General features: G+C 47.6%; 24 protein-coding genes. 16 read left to right on the forward strand and 8 right to left on the reverse strand.

What is annotated here, in order from left to right; genetic code table 11:
* Window positions 1–384: 384 nt before the first annotated feature.
* The gene (locus AC438_RS05370; RefSeq protein WP_053980221.1) at window positions 385–762 is read left to right on the forward strand and encodes a hypothetical protein; all 378 of its coding nucleotides are present in this window, start codon (window positions 385–387) and stop codon (window positions 760–762) included.
* A gap of 377 nt (window positions 763–1,139) precedes the next feature.
* Here AC438_RS05370 and argS read toward each other — a convergent pair whose 3' ends face one another.
* Entirely contained in the window at window positions 1,140–2,885 is a 1,746-nt protein-coding gene (gene argS, locus AC438_RS05375; protein WP_053980278.1) for an arginine--tRNA ligase, read from the reverse strand.
* Window positions 2,886–2,981: 96 nt separating this feature from the next.
* Here argS and AC438_RS05380 point away from each other — a divergent pair, with 96 nt between their 5' ends.
* The 6 genes from AC438_RS05380 (at window position 2,982) to AC438_RS05405 (ending at window position 10,254) form a co-directional block, all read left to right on the forward strand.
* On the forward strand, window positions 2,982–3,764 hold the full coding sequence (locus AC438_RS05380) for an enoyl-CoA hydratase-related protein (protein ID WP_053980222.1): 783 nt from the start codon (window positions 2,982–2,984) through the stop codon (window positions 3,762–3,764).
* A gap of 393 nt (window positions 3,765–4,157) precedes the next feature.
* Window positions 4,158–4,970, forward strand: coding sequence for an SDR family oxidoreductase (locus tag AC438_RS05385; RefSeq protein ID WP_053980223.1), 813 nt, complete (start codon window positions 4,158–4,160; stop codon window positions 4,968–4,970).
* 341 nt (window positions 4,971–5,311) lie between these two features.
* Window positions 5,312–6,424 (forward strand): D-alanine--D-alanine ligase, encoded by a 1,113-nt coding sequence (locus tag AC438_RS05390; protein ID WP_202904712.1) that lies wholly within the window; start codon window positions 5,312–5,314, stop codon window positions 6,422–6,424.
* A gap of 61 nt (window positions 6,425–6,485) precedes the next feature.
* Window positions 6,486–8,258, forward strand: coding sequence for a lysophospholipid acyltransferase family protein (locus AC438_RS05395; RefSeq protein ID WP_053980224.1), 1,773 nt, complete (start codon window positions 6,486–6,488; stop codon window positions 8,256–8,258).
* 42 nt (window positions 8,259–8,300) lie between these two features.
* The gene (locus tag AC438_RS05400) at window positions 8,301–8,897 is read left to right on the forward strand and encodes a hypothetical protein (RefSeq protein ID WP_053980225.1); all 597 of its coding nucleotides are present in this window, start codon (window positions 8,301–8,303) and stop codon (window positions 8,895–8,897) included.
* A 109-nt stretch (window positions 8,898–9,006) separates the two neighbouring features.
* On the forward strand, window positions 9,007–10,254 hold the full coding sequence (locus AC438_RS05405) for an alginate lyase family protein (protein WP_053980226.1): 1,248 nt from the start codon (window positions 9,007–9,009) through the stop codon (window positions 10,252–10,254).
* 164 nt (window positions 10,255–10,418) lie between these two features.
* Here AC438_RS05405 and AC438_RS05410 read toward each other — a convergent pair whose 3' ends face one another.
* The 5 genes from AC438_RS05410 to AC438_RS16790 all read right to left on the reverse strand — a co-directional run bounded on the left by AC438_RS05410 (window position 10,419) and on the right by AC438_RS16790 (window position 16,624).
* On the reverse strand, window positions 10,419–11,693 hold the full coding sequence (locus tag AC438_RS05410) for a divergent polysaccharide deacetylase family protein (protein WP_053980227.1): 1,275 nt from the start codon (window positions 11,691–11,693) through the stop codon (window positions 10,419–10,421).
* Window position 11,694: 1 nt separating this feature from the next.
* Window positions 11,695–13,152 (reverse strand): S41 family peptidase, encoded by a 1,458-nt coding sequence (locus AC438_RS05415; protein ID WP_238376328.1) that lies wholly within the window; start codon window positions 13,150–13,152, stop codon window positions 11,695–11,697.
* A gap of 66 nt (window positions 13,153–13,218) precedes the next feature.
* Window positions 13,219–14,391, reverse strand: a complete 1,173-nt coding sequence (locus AC438_RS05420; RefSeq protein WP_053980228.1) for a murein hydrolase activator EnvC family protein — start codon at window positions 14,389–14,391, stop codon at window positions 13,219–13,221.
* A gap of 124 nt (window positions 14,392–14,515) precedes the next feature.
* Window positions 14,516–16,087, reverse strand: coding sequence for a 2,3-bisphosphoglycerate-independent phosphoglycerate mutase (gene gpmI, locus AC438_RS05425; RefSeq protein WP_053980229.1), 1,572 nt, complete (start codon window positions 16,085–16,087; stop codon window positions 14,516–14,518).
* Between the two features lie 387 nt (window positions 16,088–16,474).
* Complete coding sequence (locus tag AC438_RS16790; protein WP_156312498.1) at window positions 16,475–16,624, reverse strand: hypothetical protein; 150 nt, start codon at window positions 16,622–16,624, stop codon at window positions 16,475–16,477.
* Between the two features lie 186 nt (window positions 16,625–16,810).
* Between AC438_RS16790 and AC438_RS05430 the strand changes: the two genes are divergently transcribed.
* From AC438_RS05430 to AC438_RS05440, 3 genes are all read left to right on the forward strand, one after another.
* Complete coding sequence (locus AC438_RS05430; protein ID WP_053980230.1) at window positions 16,811–17,617, forward strand: SPFH domain-containing protein; 807 nt, start codon at window positions 16,811–16,813, stop codon at window positions 17,615–17,617.
* Between the two features lie 3 nt (window positions 17,618–17,620).
* Window positions 17,621–18,040 carry a YqaA family protein gene (locus AC438_RS05435; protein ID WP_053980231.1) on the forward strand — a complete coding sequence of 140 codons (420 nt, stop codon included), beginning with the start codon at window positions 17,621–17,623 and terminating at the stop codon, window positions 18,038–18,040.
* Between the two features lie 132 nt (window positions 18,041–18,172).
* On the forward strand, window positions 18,173–18,676 hold the full coding sequence (locus AC438_RS05440; protein ID WP_053980232.1) for a YehS family protein: 504 nt from the start codon (window positions 18,173–18,175) through the stop codon (window positions 18,674–18,676).
* A gap of 228 nt (window positions 18,677–18,904) precedes the next feature.
* Here AC438_RS05440 and AC438_RS05445 read toward each other — a convergent pair whose 3' ends face one another.
* Window positions 18,905–19,621 carry a glycosyltransferase family 25 protein gene (locus tag AC438_RS05445; protein ID WP_053980233.1) on the reverse strand — a complete coding sequence of 239 codons (717 nt, stop codon included), beginning with the start codon at window positions 19,619–19,621 and terminating at the stop codon, window positions 18,905–18,907.
* A 311-nt stretch (window positions 19,622–19,932) separates the two neighbouring features.
* On the opposite strand from AC438_RS05445, the gene AC438_RS05450 reads away from it, so the two are divergent.
* From AC438_RS05450 to AC438_RS05470, 5 genes are all read left to right on the forward strand, one after another.
* Entirely contained in the window at window positions 19,933–20,127 is a 195-nt protein-coding gene (locus AC438_RS05450) for a hypothetical protein (protein WP_156312499.1), read from the forward strand.
* A 354-nt stretch (window positions 20,128–20,481) separates the two neighbouring features.
* Window positions 20,482–21,570, forward strand: coding sequence for a FecCD family ABC transporter permease (locus AC438_RS05455; RefSeq protein ID WP_053980235.1), 1,089 nt, complete (start codon window positions 20,482–20,484; stop codon window positions 21,568–21,570).
* 34 nt (window positions 21,571–21,604) lie between these two features.
* Complete coding sequence (locus AC438_RS05460) at window positions 21,605–22,378, forward strand: heme ABC transporter ATP-binding protein (RefSeq protein ID WP_053980236.1); 774 nt, start codon at window positions 21,605–21,607, stop codon at window positions 22,376–22,378.
* 21 nt (window positions 22,379–22,399) lie between these two features.
* On the forward strand, window positions 22,400–22,924 hold the full coding sequence (cobU, locus tag AC438_RS05465) for a bifunctional adenosylcobinamide kinase/adenosylcobinamide-phosphate guanylyltransferase (protein WP_053980237.1): 525 nt from the start codon (window positions 22,400–22,402) through the stop codon (window positions 22,922–22,924).
* 325 nt (window positions 22,925–23,249) lie between these two features.
* Window positions 23,250–24,203, forward strand: a complete 954-nt coding sequence (locus AC438_RS05470; protein WP_053980238.1) for a cobalamin-binding protein — start codon at window positions 23,250–23,252, stop codon at window positions 24,201–24,203.
* Between the two features lie 164 nt (window positions 24,204–24,367).
* Here the strand turns inward: AC438_RS05470 and AC438_RS05475 are convergent, their stop codons facing one another.
* The gene (locus AC438_RS05475) at window positions 24,368–24,883 is read right to left on the reverse strand and encodes a hypothetical protein (protein WP_053980239.1); all 516 of its coding nucleotides are present in this window, start codon (window positions 24,881–24,883) and stop codon (window positions 24,368–24,370) included.
* 333 nt (window positions 24,884–25,216) lie between these two features.
* Between AC438_RS05475 and apbC the strand changes: the two genes are divergently transcribed.
* On the forward strand, window positions 25,217–26,335 hold the full coding sequence (gene apbC / locus AC438_RS05480; RefSeq protein ID WP_053980240.1) for an iron-sulfur cluster carrier protein ApbC: 1,119 nt from the start codon (window positions 25,217–25,219) through the stop codon (window positions 26,333–26,335).
* Window positions 26,336–26,352 lie beyond the last annotated feature (17 nt).

Below are 26,352 nucleotides of genomic sequence, written 5' to 3' on the forward strand. Positions count from 1 at the left end.
GCTGGGTGAGGCACCGCTAAGCTATGCCGAAGCCTGTGAAATATCTGGGGTGAAGCCTATCTCAGCCTAGCCGAATAGCGACAAAATTTATGAATAAAACAAGGTTTATAGATAAACAGACGGCTTGCCTATCGGGTATATTGAATAAAAACTAAGAGATAAATAATGATTAAACCGAGTGAAAGATCGAGCGCCTGCCTCTGAAATTTCATGTCATCGTGTTTTATGGTTTTTACCTGATCTACCTGTAGGGGTTGAGTTTGGTGTTTATGATGTGAAGAATGTAAAAAAATTCGCACTCAAATCAGCTAGAGCGTCTGCAAGAATTTGTGGTGACACACAGTTAAAAACTCGGATCAATTAACGACTCGAAGGCAAAGAATAATGACTACTAATCGCTCAGAATATTATTTTTCAGGAATGCTTTCAGTGGAGTTTCAATATCCTGAGAGCTTTATAAAAGCTGTGAATGATGGTGTAGATGTATACCCTTGGTGGTTTATATATAAAAACCAAGAATTCGCAGATTTGTGTTATTCGACCATTAATAAAAAAATGCCAAAGGGAGTTCTAGTGGTTCCTTTTGCCAAGAATGATGATAGTGATGGGATTGCGTGTTTTGATGGGCGTTCCGTTAATATTGGTAATCCTAAAATATTTACATATAAAGGAGAAAGTTCTTTTGATCAGGGAAATATTAGATCCCGATTTAGGGTTGAATCATTTGATTATTGGCTTTCCGTTTTTAGAAGATCTACTTAGATAGGCATGTAAAAAATAAAGAGACACTAAATTTTATTGACCATCGTGTCGCCATGCCAAAATGATCGCTAATAACGTATTAATGCAATAAAAAGCATAACGCCCCCCAAACTAATAACGTGGTGTTATTGGGTTGGGTCGGGCTGATGGTGGGTAATGCGGGAAAAGTTTAGGGTGGTTGGATATTAGGCGGCGCGTTTTGGCTCTTGCCTATATTTAGCGAATAAAGCTGATGTGAAGGGATTCACTAATGTCGCAAACGCCGAGAGCGCTTAATGCCATTAATAAAAAAAACCGCCTAAAAGGCGGTTTTTAAAGCTGTGCAAGCTAAGGTGAGGCTAGCTCTACCTCATAAAGCCACCCACACAATCAGCAGCTTACATTTGCTCCATTACATCAATACCCAATAAGCCTAAGCCGGCTTTGAGTACTTCACTCACCTTTAGGCTTAAGCTTAAGCGGCTGAGCTTGTCTTCTTCGCTAACGCCATCTTTAAGTATGGGGCAGGCTTCGTAAAAGGTCATAAACAAGCTGGCTAGGTCGTAAAGGTAGGTGCATAACAAGTGAGGCAGTGCTTCGGCGGCCACTTGCTCTACGCAGTCGTTAAACTGTAATAGCTTCAGGGCTAGGGCTTTTTCTTGATCGGCTTTAATGTGAATGGTGTTATTGAGTTGGCTGGCCTCTATGTTTTTTTCTATGTTGGCTTTGCGCAAAATGCTGCGTATACGGGTATAAGCGTACTGCAAGTAAGGGCCAGTATTGCCTTCAAAGCTGAGCATGGAGTCCCAGTTGAAGATGTAATCGTTGGTGCGAGTTTTACATAAGTCGGCATATTTAACGGCGCCTATGCCCACTTTATTGGCAATGTTTTGCAGTGTTTGCGCATCGAGATCGGGGTTTTTGGCTTTCACGGTGGTTAGGGCGCGCTCGCAGGCTTCATCGAGTAATGAGGCGAGTTTCACGGTGCCGCCAGTCCGTGTTTTAAACGGTTTGCCGTCTTTGCCCATCATGGTGCCAAAAGAGTGATGCTCTAGGCTAATGTGCTCATCTACAAAGCCGGCCTTTTGAGCCACAATAAACACTTGCTGCATATGCAGTGATTGGCGGGCATCAATAAAGTACAAAATACGATCGGCTTTTAACGTGTTAACACGATAGCGTAAAGCGGCGAGGTCGGTGGTGGCATACAAATAACCGCCATCGGCTTTTTGAATGATAACCGGTGAAGGCTCACCGTCTTTGTTAGCGAGCTCGGGCAAAAATACCACTTGTGCACCGTTGTCGGTAACGGCAAGTTTTTGCTCTTGTAGGCCTTTAACCAATACCGCAAGGTCGTCGTTGTAGGCACTTTCGCCGCGCACATCATCGGCGGTGAGTGACACGTTTAGTTTTTGGTAGATGTCTTGGCTGTGTGTTAGCGAGATTTCTCTAAATTGACGCCACAGCTCAAGTATTTTTGCATCGCCGCCTTGCAGTTTTACCACGTACTCGCGTGCGGTATTGGCAAATTCAGGCTCTTGGTCAAAGCGCACTTTGGCTTGCTGGTAAAACACTTCTAAATCTTTAAGTGCGAGGGTTGGGTTTTCGCCTTTGGCCATTTGGCTTTGAAGATGTGCCAGCAACATACCAAACTGTGTGCCCCAATCGCCCACATGGTTTTGGCGAATCACTTTGTAGCCCAAATACTCTAGAGTTTGTACAACGGCATCGCCAATAATACTCGAACGCAAATGGCCCACGTGCATTTCTTTGGCGAGGTTAGGCGCCGAGTAGTCCACAACAATTGTTTTTTCGCTGTTGGCAGCGATGGCACCTAGGCTGGGTGTTAAGGCTACAGTTTGTGCGCCCAGCCATTGTGGCTCTAGGTGAATATTGATAAAGCCTGGGCCGGCAATTTCAATTTTATGGGCAATACCCTCGAGATCTAAATGCTCAATAATACTTTGGGCAATAGCGCGCGGGTTGCTTTTCATGGCTTTTGCAGCGCCCATGGCGCCGTTAGCTTGATAATCGCCAAAGTTGGCGTTTTTGCTGGGAGCAACATGGGGTTGACACTCAGCAGGAATGCCCGCAGCTTGCATGGCAAGACTCACGCGGTGCGATAATAAATGACGAAGGCTCATATTCACTACACTGTACATTAAGAAAATGGCTCGATTGTAGCGGCCACGTAATGGCATGCAAGCAAAATCATTCAGTTGACGACAAACAGGTATAAAATGACAAAATTATCGGATGTTTCATTAGATTCAGGCTTTATTCAAGCGCAGACTTTGCAAAATAATACAGTGTGGCAGGTAAGCTTTGAGCGTATTGCGAGCAAAAATGCACTCAATTTGGCTATGTATCAAGATTTGGCCAATGTACTGGCGGGCTTTGTTGCGCAGCCTGAAGCGCGTGCTTTGGTGGTCACAGGCAGTGAAGGCTGCTTTACCAGTGGCAACGATTTGGCCGATTTTGCCAGTGCAGGGGCTGATGGCGCACTATCGAGCGAGTCACCTTTGTGGCAATTTATGCTGGCGTTGCGCGATTGCCCAAAACCTGTAGTGATGGCGGTAGAGGGCGTGGCTGTGGGTATTGGCTCGACGATGCTACTACATGCCGATGCGGTATTTGCCGCACCAAGCGCCAGCTTTGCCATGCCTTTTGCCAAGCTAGGGTTGTGCCCTGAGTATGCCAGTAGTTTTATTCTTCCGCGTTTGGCTGGCTACTTGCAGGCTGCGCAGTGGTTAATGCTGGGCGAAACCTTTAGTGCCGAAGAGGCCTTGCACGGCCGGCTGATTAATGCTGTGGTGCAAGAGCCGCTAGCGGCTGCGCTTGAGCATGCGAGCAAATTAGCTGCTATGCCGCCACAGGCGTTAATCAATACTAAGCAATTATTAAAAGCCAGTGACAAGCAGGCGATTGATACTTGTATGACTCAAGAGGCTCAAGTATTTGCTAAGGCGTTATCGGGCAAAGAGTTTGCCGCGGCGATAGCGGCTTTTTTTACCCGTAAATAATCGGTGTGTTAGTATCACTCATTCAATTATTTTATGAATATGTTCATTGGTGATGTCAGTGAAGAGTATTTGTTAATGGCGCTATGCGCTAGCGTTAGGAGTTGACGGTATTGATCAATAGTATTGACGAATTGTGTGATTGAGTCTTGGTATTCAAGTTTTAAATTAAGCGACTTCATTCGGCTCTAGAGCCGGTATTGGAGTGTCGACCTGGGTGCATAAACCGCTTTTCGAATTGCGCGCATCAGTCAATATTCTCCATATGAGAATATTGACTGATAAGGTGCTGAGATAAAAAGCGTCGATAAAGCATATTGACAAAGTGCAGCATGGTTTTGAAGCTATGCTATTTTTACACGTTAAAATAAACCCAATAATCACGGGAACATAAAAATGATAACAATTGATTGCAGTGCATTAAATGTTGTAATAGTGGGTGGTACAAGTGGTATTAACCGTGGTATTGCCGAACTATTTGCAAGCCAAGGTGCCAGTGTTGTAGTAGCTAGCCGCAGCCAAGATAAGGTCGATGATACGGTGGCTGCGCTAACCGAATTAGGCGCTAAGAAGGCCTTAGGTTTTGCTGCCGATGTGCGCGATTACGACGCGCTAGAGCAAGGTTTAAAGGCCACAGCACAAGTTTTAGGTGGGTTTGATGTGGTAGTTTCTGGCGCTGCTGGTAATTTTCCTGCGTTGGTTAATGGCATGTCGCCTAATGCGTTTAAATCGGTGATTGATATTGATTTATTAGGCACCTTTCATGTGATGCGTGCGGTGTACCCGTTGTTGAATAAACCTGGCGCTAGCGTGATTAATATTTCGGCACCGCAGGCACAAATGCCTATGATTGCACAAGCCCATGTGTGTGCGGCCAAAGCCGGTGTTGATATGATTACCCGCAACCTCGCTAATGAGTGGGGCCCTAGTGGTGTGCGTGTTAATAGTATTATTCCTGGCCCTATTGCGGGTACTGAAGGGATGGCGCGTTTAGCGCCTACACCCGCTGCCATAAAGGCATGTGAAAACTCGGTGCCGCTTAAGCGCTTTGGCGAGCCTAGTGATATTGCGAATGCATGTGTGTTTTTATCGTCGCCGTTGGCCGGTTATATTAATGGCGCGATTATCCCTGTTGATGGCGGATGGTTACATGGTGGTATGGCGGTTGTAGCTGATGGTATAGGTAAAATGATGTTTCCTCAGCAGTAAGTGACGGCAGCTAAGCTGTGTATCTTATAGGCCGATAGTCTTTTATAGTCTATCGGCTTTTTTATGTTTGGTGTCTGTATCTTGCGCGATGCTCAAAAGTTGGCACGCATGAATCATTGACTGACTTCAATAGGCTGTAGTGCGTCCTTGTCTCTTCACTGCTTTTCGTATTGTCCCGATGCAGCTTTGTCATGCGTTAAGGGATTGTATTGGGGCGTTTATAGGGCATATTTTATAAAACTGTGAATGTTTAGTGTGCAAGATTAAGGTAGGCTAGCGGCCCTTTACACTCAGGTTATACCCTGCAAAAGTCTAAATATTAACCATTTAAAGAGAGTCATGTGAATTCGCCGTCATCGCCCAATAATTCTGCTGCGCCTGCCTCTGCTAGCGCCCAGCCTAAAGCCACTTCTTTTTTTGAGTTTTGGCCAACATGGCTGATGTATTTACCCGTATTATTTCAGTGGCTGGCTTTGGCTGTGCGTCATCGCTCACTGACACTGCCTTTAATTGCTAATCCGATTATTCCGCTCAGCGGTATGGTGGGTGGCTCCAAGCACGAGCTCATGAATTGTGCGCTTGGGCACTGTAAGGCGGCTATTTTACCTTGGTTGTATTGGGAGGTACGCGACGAGCCGGCAGCGCAGCAAGCCAAAGCGTGTATACAGCGTTCGGCTAAAAAGGGCATTCATTTGCCTTTTGTCTGTAAGCCCGATATTGGCTGTCGAGGCTCAGGCGTTAAGCTGATTCATACCTTGGCTCAGCTAGAAGCTGTGATATCGGTGTATCCGAAAGGGGCGGGTTTGTTATGTCAGCAATTGGCTAGTTATGAACCTGAAGTGGGTGTTTTTTATGTGCGACACCCACAAGCGTCCAAAGGTTATATTGCCTCGCTCACGTTTAAAACTACACCAACAGTCGTCGGCGATGGCGTTAAAACACTTGAGCAGCTAGTCAGTGACGACCCGCGTGCCGCGTTATTGCTTGAATTATATCGCGAGCGCAATCAAGCACGCTGGCAGCATGTGCTTAACGAGGGTGAGCGCCACCGGTTATTGTTTTCGGCCAGCCATTGCCGCGGTGCGATATTTACCGATGCTCGCGAGCATATTACCCCGGCGCTCACCGAGGCGTTAAACCGTATCATGGATGATTTACCCGATTTTTATTACGGTCGTTTAGATGTTAAGTTCTCGACCGTAGAGCGCTTGCGCGAAGGCTTAGATTTAGAAATTGTCGAAATTAATGGCGCCAGTAGCGAATCTATTCAAATATGGGATAAAAGTGCACGGCTACGTGATGCGATTAAAGCGCTATTATGGCAATACAGCACGTTGTTTAAACTCGGTGCTTATCAGCGTAAGCAAGGCGTTAAGCCACCGGGTCTGTTGGCGCTGATACGGGCTTGGCGTAAAGAGCGCGCTCTAACGCGTAATTACCCTGTCACAGATTAGATATAACCTGTGACTGAAATATAGCCTATGACTTTTACTTTAATTTGACGTGAGTACACCCATGACAAACCCTTTAGCGCTAACAGATGTATCGCCGCCTATCCGTTGGGTGATTAATCGATTATCGCGGCTAGACACCTTAAAGCAATGGTATGACGAATGGCTGGCAGGCAATGGCGGCGATGCGGCCGATTTTTTGGACTACACCCTCGACAAAACCGGCATCAATTTTGATGTACTGAATGAATCGCTTCTCAATAATGTTGCACAAGATAAGCCCATCGTGTTTGTTGCTAACCATCCGCTAGGAGGGTTAGAGGGCATGTTGTTAAGTCGTTTATTATTGCGCTACCGGCCAGACCTTAAAGTATTAACTAATCAAATGTTGCTATGTTTTAAGGAGTTTAACGAGTTATTTATTGGTGTTGATGTACTAAACCCCAATAAACAAGCCGAAAACGCGAAAGGCATGCGCTTAATTGCTAAGCACTTGGGGAAAGGCGGGGCTTTACTGGTGTTCCCGTCGGGGACTGTTGGTCATATTCAGGTGCCCCAAGTGTTTACTAAACATTGGATAGTTACTGATGCACCTTGGCAAGATATTGTCGGTCGCTTAGCCATGAAGTACAAGGCCGAATGCGTGCCTATTTATGTGTCAGGTAAAAATACACGCGCTTTTTATTTGACCGGCCTTATTCATGCTAGGCTGCGTACGCTACTGTTACCGCGAGCGATGATTGCCAAGCAAAATGAGAGTATTCAGGCAACGATTGGCGAGCCGATTATTCTCGAGAAAGGTAAAATGACACCCGAAGCGGCCACCGATTATTTGCGCTTAGCGTGTGAATTTTTAGCTGATGATAATGCGGCTTTTACAGTAGAGCAAGCGGCTAAAAAAAAAGTTAAGTCACTAGCCACGAGTACTTCCAGCCCTGAGGCTATTCAAAATCACTTAACCGCTATGGGCGAGTATTGTGTGCTAACACGCGGCGATTTTAAAGTGTATGTAGCACCTTATGCCGCATTGGGCCCTATTGCTCAGCTGCTGGCTGTAGAGCGTGAGCACACCTTTCGAGCTATTGGAGAAGGTACGGGGTTGGTGCGTGATGTTGATCGTTTTGATGAGGACTACGACCATATTTTTATTTGGGATACCCAGCAAAGCGCACTCGTTGGCGGTTATCGGGCGGCCAATGTTAAGCATTTGGTCGATAAAAAAGGTTTAAAAGGTTTATACAGTTATTCGCTATTTGCTTACGATAAACGCTTGCTCGCTACCTTGGGTGGCTCGATTGAGGTGGGTCGCTCATTTATTACACCCGTGTATCAGCGTGACGGTATTGCATTAGATACCTTGTGGTGTGGCTTGGGCCATTATTTATTACAGCACCCGCAGTGCCATACACTATTTGGTTGTGTGAGTATTTCGCAAACCTTTGCGCCTATTGCGCGGGCTGTGTTAGTGGATGCTTTATTAGAGGGGTATGGCGCCGATGATAAAACGCGGGCACTGGTAAAAGCACATAGCCCTTTTACCTTTAAAGCGCGCTTTTGGTCTAAAGAGCTGATCACTACGTTTGCTAATTTTTCGATTATTAATAAACTGCTCGGTCAAGGCGCTTATCAGCAGCGCGTGCCAGCATTGATTCGTCATTATGCGGCTTTAAAAGGCAAATTTATTGATTTCTCGGTGAATCATGGTTTTAGTCAGTCGTTAGATGGTTTGATTTATGTAGATTTAAGGCAAACCCCCGAGCGTTACCTAAAACGGTATTTGGGCGCCGATGGTGCCGAATTATTTAAAACACGTTGGCAGCAAAAAAATGCCGCTTAATTTAGCTCGCTTGAATATTATTGCTCAATGGAACTTAATATAATGTCGTGTAAAACTCTGGGCCAGATAGCTCATCATGGCGATGCCAATCAGGCCGATACTCAAACACCCGAAGTGGTGTTAGCCGCAGGTCTTGTATCGGGTTTATTACAAGTAGATACTATTTTAAAAGCATTGCAGCGCTTACCCCAAGGTCAAGCCCAAACCCATTTTGTCGAGCTGGGTGTGGGAAAGCATTTAAGGCATATTTACGACCATTTTTTAGCGGTGAAAAAAGGTATTGATAGTGGTTGTATTGATTACAATTTACGCAATCGCGGGGGTTTACTGGAAGCGGATATTACGGCTTCGGCTCAACAACTTGCAGTGTTATTAACATGGTGTCATCAATTGCCTCGCTACGCGGCTGTTTTTGATCAAACGCTGCGTGTCGAATCAGAAGTTGACTGCTTACAGCAAGCACTATTGCCTTTTGACTCGACCCTAGCGCGCGAGCTGCTGTATTTAATTAATCATACGATCCATCATGTGGCGTACGTCAAGCTTTTGTTAAGTACTCGGCAAATCGTGTTACCTGCGAGTGTGGGTTTGGCGCCGAGCACGGCAACCTTTGAGCGCGAGGCCGCTAGCGCACCGTAGTTCACGTATCGCATATCGTGGCCACAAGCATAAGCATGGGGAGGCAATAAGACAAAAAGGATAAAACGTGAAGGGCACTATGCTAGAGGCACAATGTTAAGGACACAATGTGAAAAGTATTGATTACACTCAATGTTTCAGTATCACTGGGTTTGTTGTATTTTTATGGTTTGCTGTAGGTTGTGATGGCGTGCGCAGTAATGCACAACCGCCGATCACACCAGCGCGAGTCAAGTTACAAGCATTAGCACTGCCTGCGCCGCAATTGCTGTTGGCTGATCATATATTTGTACACCCTGGGGCTTTAAATAATCAGGCTGATTTGAACTTTGTGAAACAGCAAATTGCCTTAGGGTACGACCCTTGGCTTAGGCAATTGGCACAGCTTAAGCACATGGCAACACCCGGTGTTTTTCATTTCACTTGGATTGATGCTAGCAATAAATACACCGCCGAAGCCGCACAGTACCAGGCCAAAAAAACTTACGCCAATGCTTTAGCATGGGTTTATTCCGGTGATGAAAAATTTGCCCAGCAAGGCGTTGCTCTGTTAGCAAGCTGGCAAAAACTAGAAGGCTTTAGCGCCGGTACCGATCAAGATAAATTACTAGCCGGTTGGCTAGGCGCGTTGATTGCCCCTGCTGCAGAGCTTTTAAGGTTGTACGGCGATTGGCCGCTTGCCGAGCAGGCGCAATTGCAGCAAATGCTGAAGCGTGTTTTTTATCCTCAGCTTTTACCGATGAGTGGCTGGAATGGCAATGTCGATTTAACGCAAATTGATGCGCTCTTAAATATTGCAGTGTTTAATGATGATGTGACAGCCTTTAATGCCGGCTTAAAGCGGCTACACCATCGCAGCGCGGCTTATTTTTATTATACAGCTGAGCCGACTAATGACGGTGCTATTACTGCGCTTGATGGTATTGCTGCGATTGATGGCGATTTTGAAAAGCTAGACATATTTTGGCATCAGCCGCTCACTTGGCAAAATGGCCTGACCCAAGAAACTTGCCGCGACAACAATCACCATGCGCAATATGCCTTAGCTTCGGCATTGCATGCGGCCGAAGTGGCTTGGAACCAAGGCGTAGATGTCTACGCTGAAAATGCACAACGCTACATGGCAGCGATGGAGCTTATGGCGCATCAGTTGCTTGCGCAAACTATGCTAGGGGTGTGCCGTATCGATAAGCCCACGCACAATGTGTTTAGTACTTGGGAAGTGGGTTATAACCATTATCATCATCGACAAGAATACCCCCTACCGAATACCCGCTTGCTGATTAAAGAGCGAGTGCGTCCGCGCGGCCATTCGGAGTGGAATATTTTTTACGAAACACTCAGCTTTGCCAAGTAATGTTGGGTAGTTGCTGTTATCGCAACGAAGGTATTACAGCCACGCGCCCAGTAGATAAACCCAGTAGACAACCCCAGTAGCTGCACGCTTAACGCAAACCAACAGCACCTCACTAATAGACACCTCACTATACGGATCATGATACCTCAATTATACGGAATGCATTAATAGCCTAAAGCGAATGCCTCGCGTCGGCTTCTTGCATTTAAAAGCTCCGATACCGTAACCAGCTCTATGCCTAGCGCTTTTAGCTCGGGTAGGCGCTGTTCGAGTACATCGAGGGTTTCGGGGTAGGGGTGGCCAATACCCAGGGCCATACCGGTTTTTTGGGTGGCGCGAATTAAGCGGTTGAGTTGCTGATTAATGGCTTTTTTGTCGCGGTTGTTGTCGAGAAAAATATCGCGTTGGTAGGTGGGTATGCCTCGTTTTTTGGCGGCCGTGTAAGCGGCGCTTTTGGCGCTGGTGCGGCTATCAATAAAATACAATCCGCGCTGAGGAAGCTCGGCCATTAACCAATCCATTACTTGTGCATTTTCGGTGAGCCCGCTGCCCATATGATTATTGACACCAATTAAATTAGGAATGTCATTGATCATGGCCACAAAGTCATTGCGTAACTCGGTTTCTGTCATAACCGCTGTTAAGCCTTCGCCCCAGTGTTGTAACGCCTTAGGCTCCATAGGTGCGTGGAGCATAACTTCTTTGCCAAGCTTGGGTGCCCGTTTGGCGAGTGTTTGAGCAAATGGGGTAAAAGGTAAAACGGCAATAGTGAGCTTGCCGGGTAAATGCAGCGTGCGCAGGCCTTCGCGACGCTGGTAACCGATATCATCAATTACAATGGCCATAATATTACTGCTTTGCGCTGGCGTGTACGATGAAAACTGCGCGGTGCTAAATACCGGTTGTTTGCGCTGTTGTTTTTTGGGTGGCTGACGCACGATGTCATCTTGAGTGACTGCTGGGGTTTCACGCTGCTCGGTGGCAGGAGGGGTGATATTGGGGGGGCGTGTAAATTGTGTCTGTTGTGCAAGCTTGGGCGCTTGCTCGGTGTGAGTGGGCGATGTGGTGCGGGTAGGTCGCGCCGCACCAGCAGCGGCTTGCGGTGTTTGTTTTGAGCCGGACGATACAGCCTTCTGTGGCGACTGTGTGCGCGCTAGTGCACGTGCTTGTACCTGCTGAGCTTCGCGAAGAGTGGCTTGTTTGGCGCGCTCGGCTGCCCATTGCCGTGCTTCACGCAGTTCTATGGCTTCTAGGTGCAATGTATATGTGCGACTAATCAAAAAGGCTCCCAGTGCAATACCCGCGCAAAAAAGTGCTGCAATACCTAACGCGGGTAGGTATTGCTTTTTGGCGGGGGCTTTTTGGGCGCGCCGCCCGCGGGGTGAGGTGCGCTTTTTTGAGCGTGTATTGGTCGGCCGTTTACGGCGCTGAGTAGTCATTTTAAGGTGTTGTTGATAAAGTTGATGCAGTGGGCTCGGAGCTACTGTGGGTATGCTCTAAGCGATTAAAAATACTCAGGCCTTTTAATAGGTTTAGGGCCTCATATAATTGGTTGTCTTGGTTTTGTAAACTGGTTTCGGTGGTTTTTTGTTCGGCTTGACGATCTTTACGGCTGACTTCGGCACTCTTTTTGTTGTTGAGGTGACCGCTTAATTCAGCTTCGCTTATGTGTACTCGGCCTTTAATGGCAGTGACTCTAACGCGCTCGACAATAATATCGGGCACGATGCCTTGTGCTTGAATACTACGGCCATTAGGTGTGTAGTATAAGGCGGTGGTTAGCTTGATAGCTTTCTCTTGAGTGATGGGCTGTACCGTTTGTACCGAGCCCTTACCAAAACTACGCGTACCTAATAAAACAGCGCGATTGTGATCTTGCAAGGCGCCACCGACAATTTCGCTGGCCGAGGCCGAACCGTCGTTGATCAGTACGACCAAAGGCATACCTTGAGTGACATCACCAGCACTAGCAAAAAGCTCTTCGTTCATGCCGGGGCTGCGGCCTTCGGTGTAGACCACTTTTTTGGCATCTAAAAAGGCGCCGGCCACCTCGACAGAGGCCTGCAGTACGCCGCCTGGATTATTGCGCAAGTCTAAAATCAAACCGTGAATGTCATGCTCTTTTTGCATGTCGTTGATGGCGGTGATCATGTCGGCGCCGGTGCGCGTTTGAAACTGTGCAATGCGAAGGTAACCGTAATGCTCTTCGATAATTTCGTGACGGATTGAGCGTACTTTAATGGTGTCGCGCGTGAGAGTAAGGTTAAAGGGAGCGTCTACGCCTTCGCGCACTAGTGTTAGGTTAATGTCGCTGCCTTTGATACCGCGCATTTTATCGATAGCTTCTTCAAGACTTAGGCCTTTGACTAAAATATCATCGAGTTTAATAATTTTATCGCCAGCTTCGATACCCGCAGCATCAGCGGGTGTACCATCGATGGGTGAAACAACAGTTAGCAGGCCGTCTTCTAGACTGACTTCTATACCGATACCGCCAAACTCACCAGTGGTATGCACTTGTAAGTCATCGAACGATGATTTGTCGAGATAGGCCGAGTGAGGGTCGAGCTTATCGAGCATGCCGCGAATGGCATATTCTAAAAGTGTTTTATCGTCAATCTCGTCGACATAGTTTTGACGAATTTGCTCATAGACTTGGGTAAAAACGCGCAAATCTTCGAGCGGTAGAGCGCCCTTGCTGTGCTCGCTTAGCGGCGGCGTTTGTGCTGGCGCTGTTGACGCTTGAGGGGTTTGCTGTGAAGAGGCCAGCATAATCGGTAATATGCGTGCAGGTGATGAGCGCTGGGGTTGAGTGGCGGGCTCGGCTATCGCAAAAGATAAGAGTTGAGCGGTAAAAATGGTGCTGCACGCAAATAACCAAAACCAAAGGCGTGGCATGGTGGCTCCTCGTTGTTTTTAGGGTAATAGGCTTAAGGCTAAGCCCAGTTAATCTCGCATTGTATGTTAGGCCGACTTTTTGAGCCAGCGGTGCGGATTAGTTGGGTTGCCTTTGTAGCGTAGTTCAAAATATAAACCGGCTTGTGTTTGGCCGCCGGTATTGCCGACAGCGGCAATAACTTCACCTGCATTGACCCACTCGCCCAGCGCTTTGTAGAGTGTTTTGTTGTGCGCGTACAGGCTAAGCATGCTGTGACCGTGATCGACAATCACCAGCAAGCCATGGCCGCGTAAATAATCAGAAAAAACAACGCGACCGTGATGGATGGCCTTGACGGGCGAATCGCTGGGCGCGCCAATAACCATGCCTTGCCAGCGCACTTTGCCACTAATACGCTGGCTGTTGTAGCTGTGGCGAATGGGGCCTTTGGTGGGCCAAGGTAGGCGACCTTTAAGGCTGTTGATGTTTTGGGCTTTGACGGGGTTTTCGAGATCGCCAGAGACCCTGACAACACGCTCGATTAAATGCTGTAAGCGCTTTTGGTTCTTTTCGCTGGCTTTTAATTGTTGGTCTTTGGTGATGATGGTCGCTTGCAGTTTTTTTAAGGTGCTTTGTCGCTCTTTGTATTGTGCGCGCAGTGCTTTTTGTTGGGCGCGCAAGCTGGTGCTGTTGCTGACTAAATTGCGTTGCTCGGCGGCTATTTCGGGTTCTATTTTTTCGATGCGCTCTAGCGTGTGGTTGGCTGCGGCTATTTGCTCGGCGCGGGCGGCAGCTACGTAATCAAAATACTTGAGGTTACGAGCAACCAGCGATGCATCTCGCTGGTTGAGGATTAATTTAAGGTGACTTTGCTGGCCAAGTCTGTAAGCAGTGTTAACCTGCTCGGCGACTTGACGCTGTTGTTGCTTTTTTACGCTGGCAAGGGCCTCCTTTTCCCTTTTTAGCTCAAGAAGCTGCGCTTGGTTGTTGTCAATTTTTGCTTCGAGCTCTTTGGCCTTTTTATTTAATTGGCCAATTTTGCTTTCACTTTCTTCGAGGGCTTTTAGCAGTGCATCGCGGTTGCCTTTTACCCCGTCTAGCTCGCTTTTAAGCTGCTCAATGGTTTGGCGCAGTTCATTGAGTTTGGTTTCGCGTGGGTCAATGTCGTCGTTGGCCCAAAGGGTGTTGGCTGTGCAAAAAAGCATTAGGCTGAGGCTAGCGAGTGCTATTTGCTTAGCGCGCTTCACAGTGGAGTGCATAGGGAAGTTCCTTGAGTGCAGTGGATGAAGGGGCGTTGGCCCGTGGATATGCGTAGCGCGCCTTTGGCGCGCTACAGTGATTTTAGCTGTTATCAGCCGTTATTGGCCATTTAATTAACGGGGATTATTTTAATTGCGCTAAATTTTTACCCGTCATCTCAGCCGGTTGATCAATATCCATTAGAGCTAGCATAGTGGGTGCAATGTCGGCCAAGCTGCCACCGCTTGCTAATGTGAGCGCAATAGGGCCCACATACGCTAAAGGCACAGGCAGTGTGGTGTGTTGGGTGTGTACTTGGTTTGATTGTTCATCAAACATTTCTTCGACGTTGCCGTGGTCGGCTGTCACCAATGCATGCCCCCCTACCTTTTGGAGGCTGGCAAAAATGCGACCCATACAAACATCGACCGTCTCGACGGCTTTAATGGCCGCGTCATAAACACCTGAGTGGCCCACTTGATCGCAATTGGCGTAGTTGCAAATAATGGTATCAAAGGTGTTGCTTTCGATAGCGGCGATAAGTTTATCGGTCACTTCTTCGGCGCTCATTTCGGGCTTGAGATCATAGGTGGCCACGTCGGGTGATGGGATAAGAATACGCTCTTCACCTTCATATAAAGACTCTTGCCCGCCACTAAAAAAGAAAGTGACATGGGCGTACTTTTCGGTTTCGGCAATGCGCAATTGCTTTTTGCCGGTGTTTTGTAGCACTTCGCCGAGGGAGTTAATCACTGGCACAGGCGGAAAGGCACACGGAGTGTTGATTTCGGCAGCGTACTCGGTAGTCATGACATAGTCGGCTAATTGTACTGTGCGCTTGCGCTCAAAGCCTTTAAAATCGGCATCAATAATAGCGTGAGTGATTTCGCGGGCGCGATCGGGGCGGAAGTTCATAAAGATGGCGCTATCGCCGTCTTCCATTTGTACAGCGCTTTGGCCCTGCGGGACAATAGTGGTTGCCGCGACAAATTCGTCATTTTCGTCACGTGCGTAAGCGTTATCAAGGGCTTGCTGGGCGCTGAGTGCGGTGTGCTGAGCTTGCCCATTAACCATCACATCGTAGGCTTGCTCTACACGGTCCCAGCGATTGTCGCGATCAAGTGCGTAAAAGCGACCAATCACAGAGGCTATACGGCCTACACCCAATGTTTCAAAAGTGGCCTCGGCCTTTGCGAGTGCAGTTTTTGCGCTGCGCGGTGGTGTATCGCGGCCATCTAAAAAGGCGTGTAAGTAGAGCTTTTTGGCGCCGCGCTCGGCAGCTAATTTTAAGGCAGCTAATAAATGATCTTCATGGCTATGCACGCCGCCGTCAGATAATAAGCCAAAAATGTGCACGGCTTTATTGTTACTTATGGCTTTATCAACAGCTTGGGTATAGGCGGGGTTGGTAAAAAAATCACCATCGCTAATCGCTTTATTAATGCGGGTAAAATTTTGGTAAATAACACGGCCTGCACCTAGGGTCATATGGCCGACTTCTGAGTTGCCCATTTGGCCCTCGGGCAAGCCCACTGCCAAACCTGATGTGGCAATAGTGGTGTATGGTGATGTCGCGCAGACATCGTTCCAAACGGGTGTGTTTGCATTGGCAATAGCGTTGTATTTGCTGACTTCGGAGTAACCAAAACCATCAAGAATTAATAACACTAAAGGCTTTTTTGTACTGCCAGATAGGGGCTTGTTGATCTCACTCATACTTAAACCTTTTGAATGTTTGTTAATCAGGTGGGTTATTTTAACCTTTTTGTCTTTTTTTGCGAGGCTCGTATCAAACGACGCAATAGCGATAAGCTCGAAGGCGAAACAATCATCGATTGTTCAATGAGAGGCAGGAGTCTGTTTTCTCAGTGAGCGCTTGAAGAGGTGCATGCCTACTATGTTACGCATCAAGTAATGCCGCTGAGGGAGTAGAAAACAAGTCTTATGGAATAAAAGATTGCTGCCTCGTCCCTTGACGTCTTAAATGTGCAGCAATTTCATCAACGGACTCACTATAAGTCGGTGACTCTGATGCCTGTGTTTTAGCAGTGTATATGATAGGCTTGCTGCTATCTTGAGTTTGCTATGCTGAGCTTGCTGTAGTTAAGCTTGCTGTAGTTGAGCTTCCTGTAGTTGTTTGCCTGCGTTGAGGGTGTCTAGTTGTTCTAATCTAAACAAATGATGGCGGTTGTGGCCGTGGGGCGTATCGGCCAATACTGCAATTATCGTACTCCAAGTGCTCAGTGCTTGCATAATATCCTCGTTTTTAACGATGTACGGGGTAATGATAGAAAGAATAATGTGAGCTGGCTACTTGTGATAATGCCAGAAAGGCTCCTTGAGCCATAGTTATTATTACTAAGTTAATCGCTTCTGAGTGAAGTTTGCCGGAGTTATACCTGAGTGTGCGGTGTTATCGCGACGTTGAGAGAATATTAAATGTTAGGTAAGTTTTTTGTGTTGATGATCGGGGTGTTAGGTTTGGTCAGTTGCTCTAACCCCAATACCCCTGCAGGCTTTGAAGGTTATGTTTTTGAAGAGCCGCGTATTTTTGGTGCCGGAGGCTATCGCAGTGCATTGGTTGGGCCCAGTAATTATGGTGTTTCTTTGTGGCGTAATCGTGTGATTAATATCGATACGCGCCCCAATACTTACACCGAGCTGTTTAACATACTGGCTAAGGATGATTTGAAGATTAGTTTTAACTTTCACGCCGTTATTGCTATCAAACCTAATACGGTTAAGGCGGTGGTAGAAAATTACGGCGGTGATCATTGGTATAAACGCTATGTCAAAGAGACCTTCCGCACTTATGTGCGCGATGCCGTGCAGCGCTATGATAGCCGCGCGCTTAAAACGCACCGCGAAGATATTGCTACTGAGGTTACGCAAAAGTTACAGCTGTTATTAGATCAAACCCCTTTTGATGTGACGCAAGTGGTGGTGGGCAATATTCATTACCCTGCAATTGTGGCCACTGCCGTTGAAAAAAAGCTCGCTGCGCAACAGCTTTTGGCCGAAAAAGAAACTCAAAAAGAGATCGCCCGCAAAGATGCTGAAATAAGAGTGGAAGAGGCCAAAGGTATTGCCCAAGCGCAACAGATTATCAACACCACACTCACGCCTAATTATTTACAGCACGAGGCTATTAATGCGCAGCTTAAAATGGCCGAGTCACCTAACCACACCACGGTGTATATTCCCGTCGGTAATAATGGTATTCCTATGGTGAAAGGTACACGCTAACGTTTGAACTATTTGCTGTTATTTTTGAGTGCCTTGGGCGCTGCTACGGTATTGCCCTTTTCATCAGAGGCGACGCTTTTATGGCTGTTGAGCGACGATTACGCGCCAGGGTGGTTATGGGGTATGGCGACTTTGGGCAATACGTTGGGCTCAGTCATTAATGCGCTGCTGGGCCGCTATTGTTTGCATTTTAAAGATCGGCGTTGGTTTCCGGTGAATAAGCGCCAGTTGGTGCGTAGCCAGCAGTGGTTTGCGCGCTATGGGTATTGGAGTTTGTTACTCGCGTGGCTGCCGGTTATAGGTGATGCATTAACACTGGCTGCAGGAGTGATGCGTGTGCGGTGGTGGCCCTTTATTGTTTTAGTCGCAGTGGGTAAGGGCGGGCGTTATGCGGCGGTAATTTTTGCTTGGCAGCAGATGTAATTGGCACCCCTCTGCGCCTATGCTCTTACACCATCGCTTATACAAATGTATGCAGACCCAGTGGTTTCATACATGGTACGCCACCTTGTGATCAGGCATAATGCCGCCTTTATACATTAAAGACCGCTTATTATGAAAAACAACGATATTCTACGCCGCTTGCGTTACACCTTTGACTTTAGTGATGACAAAGTCATGCGCTTATTCGCACTGGGCGGTTTAGAAGTAACGCGTGAGCAAATTAGTAACTGGCTCAAAAAAGACGACGACCCTCAGTACGTTACCCTTAACGATAAGCCTATGGCCACGTTTTTAAATGGCTTAATTATCGATAAGCGCGGTGCCCGCGAAGAGCAACCGCCAAAACCCGAACAGCGCTTAAATAACAATATGGTGTTGGTAAAGCTTAAAATTGCACTGAGCTTTAAAGCTGAAGATGTACTAGAAGTCTTAGCTTTAGCCGGTTTTAAATTGGGTAAACATGAGCTAAGTGCTTTTTTTAGAAAGGCCGGCCACAAGCAATATCGCGAATGTTTAGACCAAGTTTTACGTAATTTTTTACAAGGTATTCAAATCAAATACCGCGATAAAACGCACGAAAAAGCGTTTGATTGGGGTGAGTTTGGAGAGTCATAATTGAGCGTCTTTTAATAGCCTGTATTCAGGCTATGTGAGAGTGTAAACAGCTTGGCGTGAGTGTGGCTGGTTACAATGCCGAGAGCGAATATGTCCTTCTGTTTTTTTGGAGTTGTCTGCCCTTTGCTGCACTGAGTGACTGTCGCCCTCCTTGTGCGTCCATGCTGGGCTGGGCGTTATTTAGCGCTCTTGGTTTCTGCTTTGCTTGCCTTGCTGTTGTTATCGCTCTTAGCGGGTCATGCTGGCCACTTTGCGTTTAACCTTTCGGGCCATGCTAACCATAGGTTTAAACATGGCGTAGTTGTCAAAAAATGAAAGATTGTGTAAATCGGTTTTTGAGGCTCGCTGGTAACCTAAATTTACAGAGTAATAATACGCCTTGATATCACTATTTTGATGCATGATAGTATTGAGCGCGCCGTCATAATGCATGGGGCCGCCATCGGGGTGGCCTGCGGGCCTATTTTTAATGTCTGTCAGGCATTGTATAAATTTACCGATAGCCTTGCCGTTAATGGCATAAAAGTGAGACAGTTGCATAGGTTCGCTAACGGACTTCCACTTTAAATCATTGGGCGTACTTTTGAGCGTGTGGCCAAAGTAAGCAATATCCCAATCCATTTTTTTTAAAGACTCAATCGCCTGATTGCCATAAGTATTAATGTGTTTAGAAAACTGTATGTCATCTTCTAAAATTAACACGTTACTGGCTTTTAAGTGTGCGGCTTCTTGTAATACCGTTAAGTGACTTAAAAAGCACCCTTGTACACCCGGGTTGGGGAACCCGTTAGCTTCTTTAGGTGCAATAGCATCAAAAAACTTTACCGTGTTGGCGTTGATCTGGAAACCTTTTGCGCTGAATTCTGCGAGAGTCTCTTCGCGCCGGTCTTTTCTTGTTAGCATACTGATGATTCTTGCTTGATCAAAGTAGTCAATAACATTCATTGGTATGAGTCCTTATCGATTGCGGGCGTCGCCAAGACGGCGATGGTTTAAGTGCTTAGATTTTAAGTGCTTAGATTCAGGTGATTAGGTTTAGGTACTTAATGTGGTACTAGCGAAAGCGACCTGTAAAACACAAGTCCAGTACGGTGCATGTTATACAATTGTCTACTATCGCTTGTTAATGTGAAGTCGTTTAGTGGCTACACTATAAAGCGACACTCAGTAAACTCCAAGTGACACTCAAAAAACTATTACAGAGTAAAAGTATTTATTGCAATCGCTCGCTTGGAATGGAGGAGCAGGGGTGGCTTATGTTTAACGTGTTTGTCTGCATTGTGGGTCTTGATGAGGTTTTTACGTCGCTTGTTTTATTGTATTCTCCAGCAATTATTCATACACTTGATGGAGCAAGCAGCCGTATGGCCCTTCTTTTATGTCCCCAAAAAATATTTTTAAAACAAGGCTTATTCGCCTTTAAAGCACCGGCGGCTTTGGCGAGCAGGTGATTAGCACCGCGGCCGATGGGGCTTACTCTGTGGCGGTGGCAGATGGTGATGGTAATGGTATTGAGAGGTGTTCTCGGTCTCTAGACTTTTAGTGCAAACACGTGTGGCGATACACACCGTGGCACTAACCGCCGGTGCGCAAAATATGATTCCGAGGTCACGCCTTTCACGACTACTGATAAAACGCCGCTCAATTTATGGTATCTGTCGATTGCACTCATATATTACATCTACATATTCATCTATAGCCCTTAAAGCCGCTAAAGCATCGATGAAATACCTGCCCTGCTACTGTGGCTGTTAGAATGCCTGGGTTTTGGTCTGTGATGATGGTTATACAATGATGGTTATACAATGCAACAACGTCTATTAAACCTACCGGTTAACCTACACATAAGCCCGCGTAGTGTTCAGCAGTATTGGCCTTGGCTGATTGGCTTGGCGTGTGCGCTGCTGGCCATCTTGATATTGCTTGCGTTAACGGTGGGGGCCGTGGCGATTGAGCCTGCTAGTTTGTGGCAGTGGCTGCAAGCGCGTATACGTGGCCTTGCGGTGCAAGATAGTCAAACACAATTAATTGTAGAGTCTTTGCGCTTGCCCAGAGCCCTGCTGGCTGCTGGCGTGGGGGCACTATTGGCTATTTGTGGCGCGGCAGCGCAAGGCTTATTTCGCAACCCTTTGGCCGATCCGGCGTTAATTGGCGTTAGCGCCGGTGCGGCCGCAGGCGCCAGTTTAGTGATTGTGTTTTTAGGCAATACCTTGGTGGCAGGCTGGTTTGGCGTGTCGCTGATTTCGCTGGGAGCGTTTGCGGGGGCCATTGTGGTGGTGGTGGCGGTTTATCGGTTAGCGACCGACCGGCGCGGCGGCGCGACCTCGGTGGCAACAATGCTACTGGCTGGCGTAGCGTTTTCGTATTTGGCTGGCAGTTTATCTAACGTGCTTAAATTTATTTCTAATAATGACCAGCTGCGACAATTAAGCTTGTGGCACATGGGCGGCTTGGAGGCGGCTAATTTTACCCAAGTGGCTTTGGTGGCCAGCGTACTAGCGCTAGTGGGCGTTAGCTTGTACCGGCAGCACAAAGCACTCAATGCTTTATTGCTGGGTGAGTCTGAGGCGCGGCATTTAGGGATCAATGTTAAGCGTGTTAAGAGCCGTATTATTGTGTGTATTGCAGCGGGCGTGGGTGTGGCGGTGGCGCTAAGCGGTGTGGTGGCTTTTATTGGTTTGGTGGTGCCGCATATTGTGCGCATGCTTTTGGGGCCTAATCATAAATATTTGCTGCCGATGAGTGCCTGCGTGGGCGCTATGTTGCTGGTGTTGGCCGATACGCTCGCCAGAACCCTTATTGCCCCCACCGAACTGCCAGTTGGTTTGATGACAGCGGTATTGGGTGCGCCAGTCTTTATCTCACTTTTGCGCCACCGCAAAGATTACCAATAACAGAACACTGCAAGACAAAGGCTAAAGAGGTTGTGTGTTAGAGCTTAAAAATATTAGCGTTAAAAAAGGGGAGGCATTTATTGTCAGTGATGTAAGCCTTACCCTTAAAGCGGGTGAAATACTCAGTATTATTGGGCCCAATGGCGCAGGCAAAAGTACGCTGATAAGTGCGATATTGGGTGATGTGTCGCTTGCGGCAGGGCAGATTCATTTTGCGCGCTCGCCGATACAGCGCTGGCCCTTGCAAACGCGCGCATGCCATATGGCATGCTTGCCGCAAACCAGTGCGTTGAGCTTTCCTTTTACCGTAGAAGAGGTGGTGATGCTAGGCCGTGTACCGCATAGCAGTGGCGCTAAAGCAGACCGTATCATTGTTGAGCAAGCCATGGCACTTATGGATATAGGCTATTTGTATGGCCGCCCTTACACTGCACTGTCGGGGGGCGAAAAGCAACGCACGCAATTGGCGCGTGTTATGACACAAATATGGCGAACAGGCGATGCCGACCCACGGTTACTCATTTTGGATGAGCCGACGAGCAGTTTAGATTTAGGTCACAAGCAGCAGTTGATGGCAGCCGTTAAGTATTTTGCCGAGCAAGGGGTTGCGGTGTTGATGATCGAGCATGATTTAGCGATGGTGGCCAACTACGCGCATCAATTGTTAGCGCTACAGTGCGGCCATACCGTGGCTTATGGTGCTGTAGAGTCACACCTTAGCGCAGCTTTAATTAAAAAACTATTTGATGCCGATACGCAGGTGATTCGCCATGGTGGCGTGCTTAATGTTGTGAATTGTGAATTGTGAATTTTTAAATAAGGAGGCCATGTGTCTTGTGCGTTAATTTTAGGCGGAGCTCGCAGTGGTAAAAGCCGAATTGCCGAGGCGCGTGCCTTGGCTACCGGCGGGCAACCGTGGTATATCGCGACAGCTTGGGGCGCCGATACTCACGATGGCGATATCGAGATGCAGCAGCGGGTCGCTCAGCATAAAAAAGACCGTGGTGACGCGTGGCAGTTAATTGAAGAGCAAACCGCTTTGAGTGGCGCGCTGCGCAGTATTGATCAGCCTGGGCGCATTATTTTGGTCGATTGCTTAACACTGTGGCTAAATAACTGTTTGCATCACAAATGCTGGCTAGAACAGCGGCAGGCGCTACTGGATTGTTTACCAGCGTTAACGGCGGATGTGATTTTTGTGAGCAACGAAGTCGGCTCGGGCATTGTGCCGCTAGGCGCGCTAAGCCGTACATTTGCCGACGAGGCGGGCTGGTTAAATCAGCGGGTTGCCGAGCATTGTGAGCGCGTTGATTTGGTGGTTGCTGGGCTCGAAATGCGATTAAAGTCGCCCTAAAAAAGCACAATATAAAAAGCAGAATTTTGGCGTACGCTGAATGGTTTGAGTGCTAAGGGACAAGGAAAAAATACATTATCCAATAATACTTGTTTTCTGCTTCCTCTGCTCGACATTATGCTCCTGCAATGTCTAGTAAGGGGCTCCTGCCCCGATGCGTTGCTCAAAGCGTTACATGCCCCGGCATGCGCCCCTTCGAGCGCCTTGCCGAGAAAACAGAATCCTACGCCTAATTGGACAAACTATTATTGCCTCGCCCCTAAGGCTTGATACTTTGCCGGCTTGTTAAACGCAATATTGATGATAAAAAAGGTATAACTTTAAAATGAAACGAATGATCTTTTTGCGCGGCATAAGTGCGGTGCTCATACTGGGCTTGAGCTTTTTAGGTATGAGTGTAGCGCTGCAAGCGGCCGAAGCCGATACTGAAGCGAGTACCCCAGCGAGTGCCAAAGTCAGTGCGGGCATATCCGTGGTGGATTATGCCGGCCGCAAGGTAGCCTTAAAAGCACCGGCGGCGCGCATTGTGGCATTGGCGCCGCATATTGTTGAAAACCTATTTGCTGCGGATGCAGGCAGCCGAGTTGTGGGGGTTGTCGATTATTGTGATTACCCCGAGCAAGCCAAAAAAATACCCAAAGTCGGCGCCATTAGTACCCACAGTCTAGAGGCCATTATTGCACTTAAACCTGACTTGGTGGTGGTGTGGGGCTCGCTAGGTGGCGCTAAAATACTGCCAAAACTCGAGGCACTGGGTTTAACCGCCTATGTAAGCGACCCGCATACGTTACCTGATGTAGCACGCTCAATACGTGATTATGGGCTGTTGGCGGGTACATTGGCACAAGCTGAACAAGCGGCCAGCGCTTACGAGCAGCAGCTGCGCACTTTAACCGTTGATTACCAGCAAAAAAAGCCGGTCAGCGTGCTGTACCAGGTGTGGTATCAGCCTTTGCAAACCTTAAATGACAAGCACATTATTAGCGATGTTATTAGGTTGTGCGGTGGGCGCAATGCCTTTGGTGATGCGCCAACACTAGCGCCTAAAATTAGTATTGAGTCGGTAATTGCGCGCAACCCTGATGCCATTATTGCCAGTGGCATGGGCGAGGCCAGACCAGATTGGCTAGATAATTGGCTGGCGTGGTCGAGCTTGACGGCGGTTAAAAATAAGCATTTGTTTTTTGTGCCCCCCGATCTTATTCAGCGGCACACACCACGTATACTGCAAGGTGCCCAATTAATGTGTGATCAGCTAGAGCAAGTAAGGCTTGAATAAATTGATGGCGGCTTGCTAGGTGGGGCGACTATTTATAGTGTTTGATGTGCTGCAAGGTGGATGTGAGCGCTCACTTACTGCTGGCGCTTTAAAGGTATTCACACACCGACGATGCTTGGATATAAATGGCGGCTGGTGAGTTAACGACGACTTTGGCGAGCTAGTTAGTGCTCTTGTGAGTTAACAAGCGGAGTGCTGTGTCGATACATCGAGTCAATAAAGGCGTAATAGCGCGAATTGTTGGCGATGTTTTCTTGGTGGTTATGGCTAATACTGCCGCCAGTCCACTCAATAATCGCCCTTGAAAATACCTGCTGGGTATCTTCTGACTCAGCCATGCAAATTACTTGTAAGCGTTCGAGTTCAAGGCCAAATGCACAGCTAAGCTCGGTAATGAAGCGTGTCATAGAGTATGACGGGCCAAAGGCCTGATAAACAAAGTTGGGAATAAAGACGTAGTCAGTGCCCGACATGGGGGTAATACGCAGTTCCTGCCATAGGCTTAAAGGGTTGTTGAGTTCGTCTTGGAGTGCTTGCAGTTGGTCGGGGAGTGGCTCGGTTTGATTTAACAAGCCACCGGTGGTGTAAAGCTGCGGATTGTAGGTGTCTTGTTCTTGCGGAGTGGATGAGTCAGCGGTTAACGAGTGATCAGCGGTGGTGCGAGTAAAGCGTGAGTTCATGGCACTGGCCTCTATATTCTTTATCAATGAGCGTTTTGTTGAGATGCATAACCGCTAAAGGGTACTTCGTATGGGGTGCTATTTAAGTGTGACATCTTAAGTGGGTATGTCTAGGTGCTTTTGGCGATGTAGTTGCGATAGAGTACTCAAAATTGTATGTTTTTTGAATGGGCAAAAGACGGTTATCCAGTCGGCCAGATTAATGGTAATAACACGCTAACCCGTTATGACGTTCGCTCATCAAGGTGCCCGCGATCAACAGCAACGATTGAGTGCATGCTGAGGCTATAGAGGCTAAAATGCCTTTCCTTTTCCGTAAGAGATACCGATTGTATGGCTACTTACCAACGCCCACTTCAAGCCCCAGAATCGATGACCGAAAAATTGTGGTCTTTATTAACATCGGTACCTGTATTACAGGGCTTTGATGCCAATTGTGCCGATATTTGTATCGCTGCGACACAGGAGGGCAGCCGTTGCTCTTTAGTATTGCAATTGCCACACTGGCTTAAAAACCAAGAGTCGCGTATTCAGGCGGCACTCAATACGGCTTTTGCGAGTGATTATAGCGCCGTTAATATCCAGTACGAGTGGCTTGAAATGACACCGGCCCTAACCGCTGGGCGCGAGCCTATTGCTGGGGTTAAGCATATTCTTGCGATCGCCTCGGGCAAAGGTGGGGTAGGCAAGTCGACAACGGCAGTTAACTTAGCGTTGGCACTGCAAACGCTTGGCGCTAAAGTGGGTATGTTAGATGCCGATGTGTATGGCCCTAGCCAAACGGTTATGCTTAATATTGAAGGCGCACGCCCCGAAATGCTCGAAGGCAAGCGCATGAACCCGGTTATGTCACCTTATGGTATTGCGGCCATTGGGATGGGCAATTTGGTGAGTGAGAATACACCCATGGCATGGCGCGGTCCCATGGCAACTGGCGCGCTGCAGCAAATGCTAAGACACACGCAGTGGAGTGACTTAGATTTTTTAATCATTGATATGCCGCCAGGCACCGGCGATATCCAGCTAACCTTGGCGCAAACTGTCCCAGTAAGTGGCAGTGTAATTGTGACTACGCCACAAGATATCGCTTTACTTGATGCCAAAAAAGGTATTGAGCTGTTTCGCAAAGTAAATATTGATGTATTAGGTGTTATTGAAAATATGGCGACACATACGTGTACGCAATGTGGTCATCAAGAGGCCATATTTGGTGAAGCTGGCGGCGCGTTATTGGCTGAGCAATACGACACGTGCGTGCTGGGCCGCTTGCCATTAAAACTGGCTATTCGCCACGATGCCGATAGCGGCAAGCCTTCGGTTGCGGCCGACCCTAACAGTGTAGAAAGCCGAGCTTATATTGCTGCGGCGCAGGCCACGGTTTTGCAATTATTTTTAAATCATGTGGTTGCTGGCAATGCTAGCGGCCCCTCAATTACAGCAAGCGATGATTAATTGCTTGGCTGAGTAGG

Origin of the sequence: Marinagarivorans algicola (genome assembly GCF_001292705.1) — a bacterium.
GTDB lineage: Bacteria > Pseudomonadota > Gammaproteobacteria > Pseudomonadales > Cellvibrionaceae > Marinagarivorans > Marinagarivorans algicola.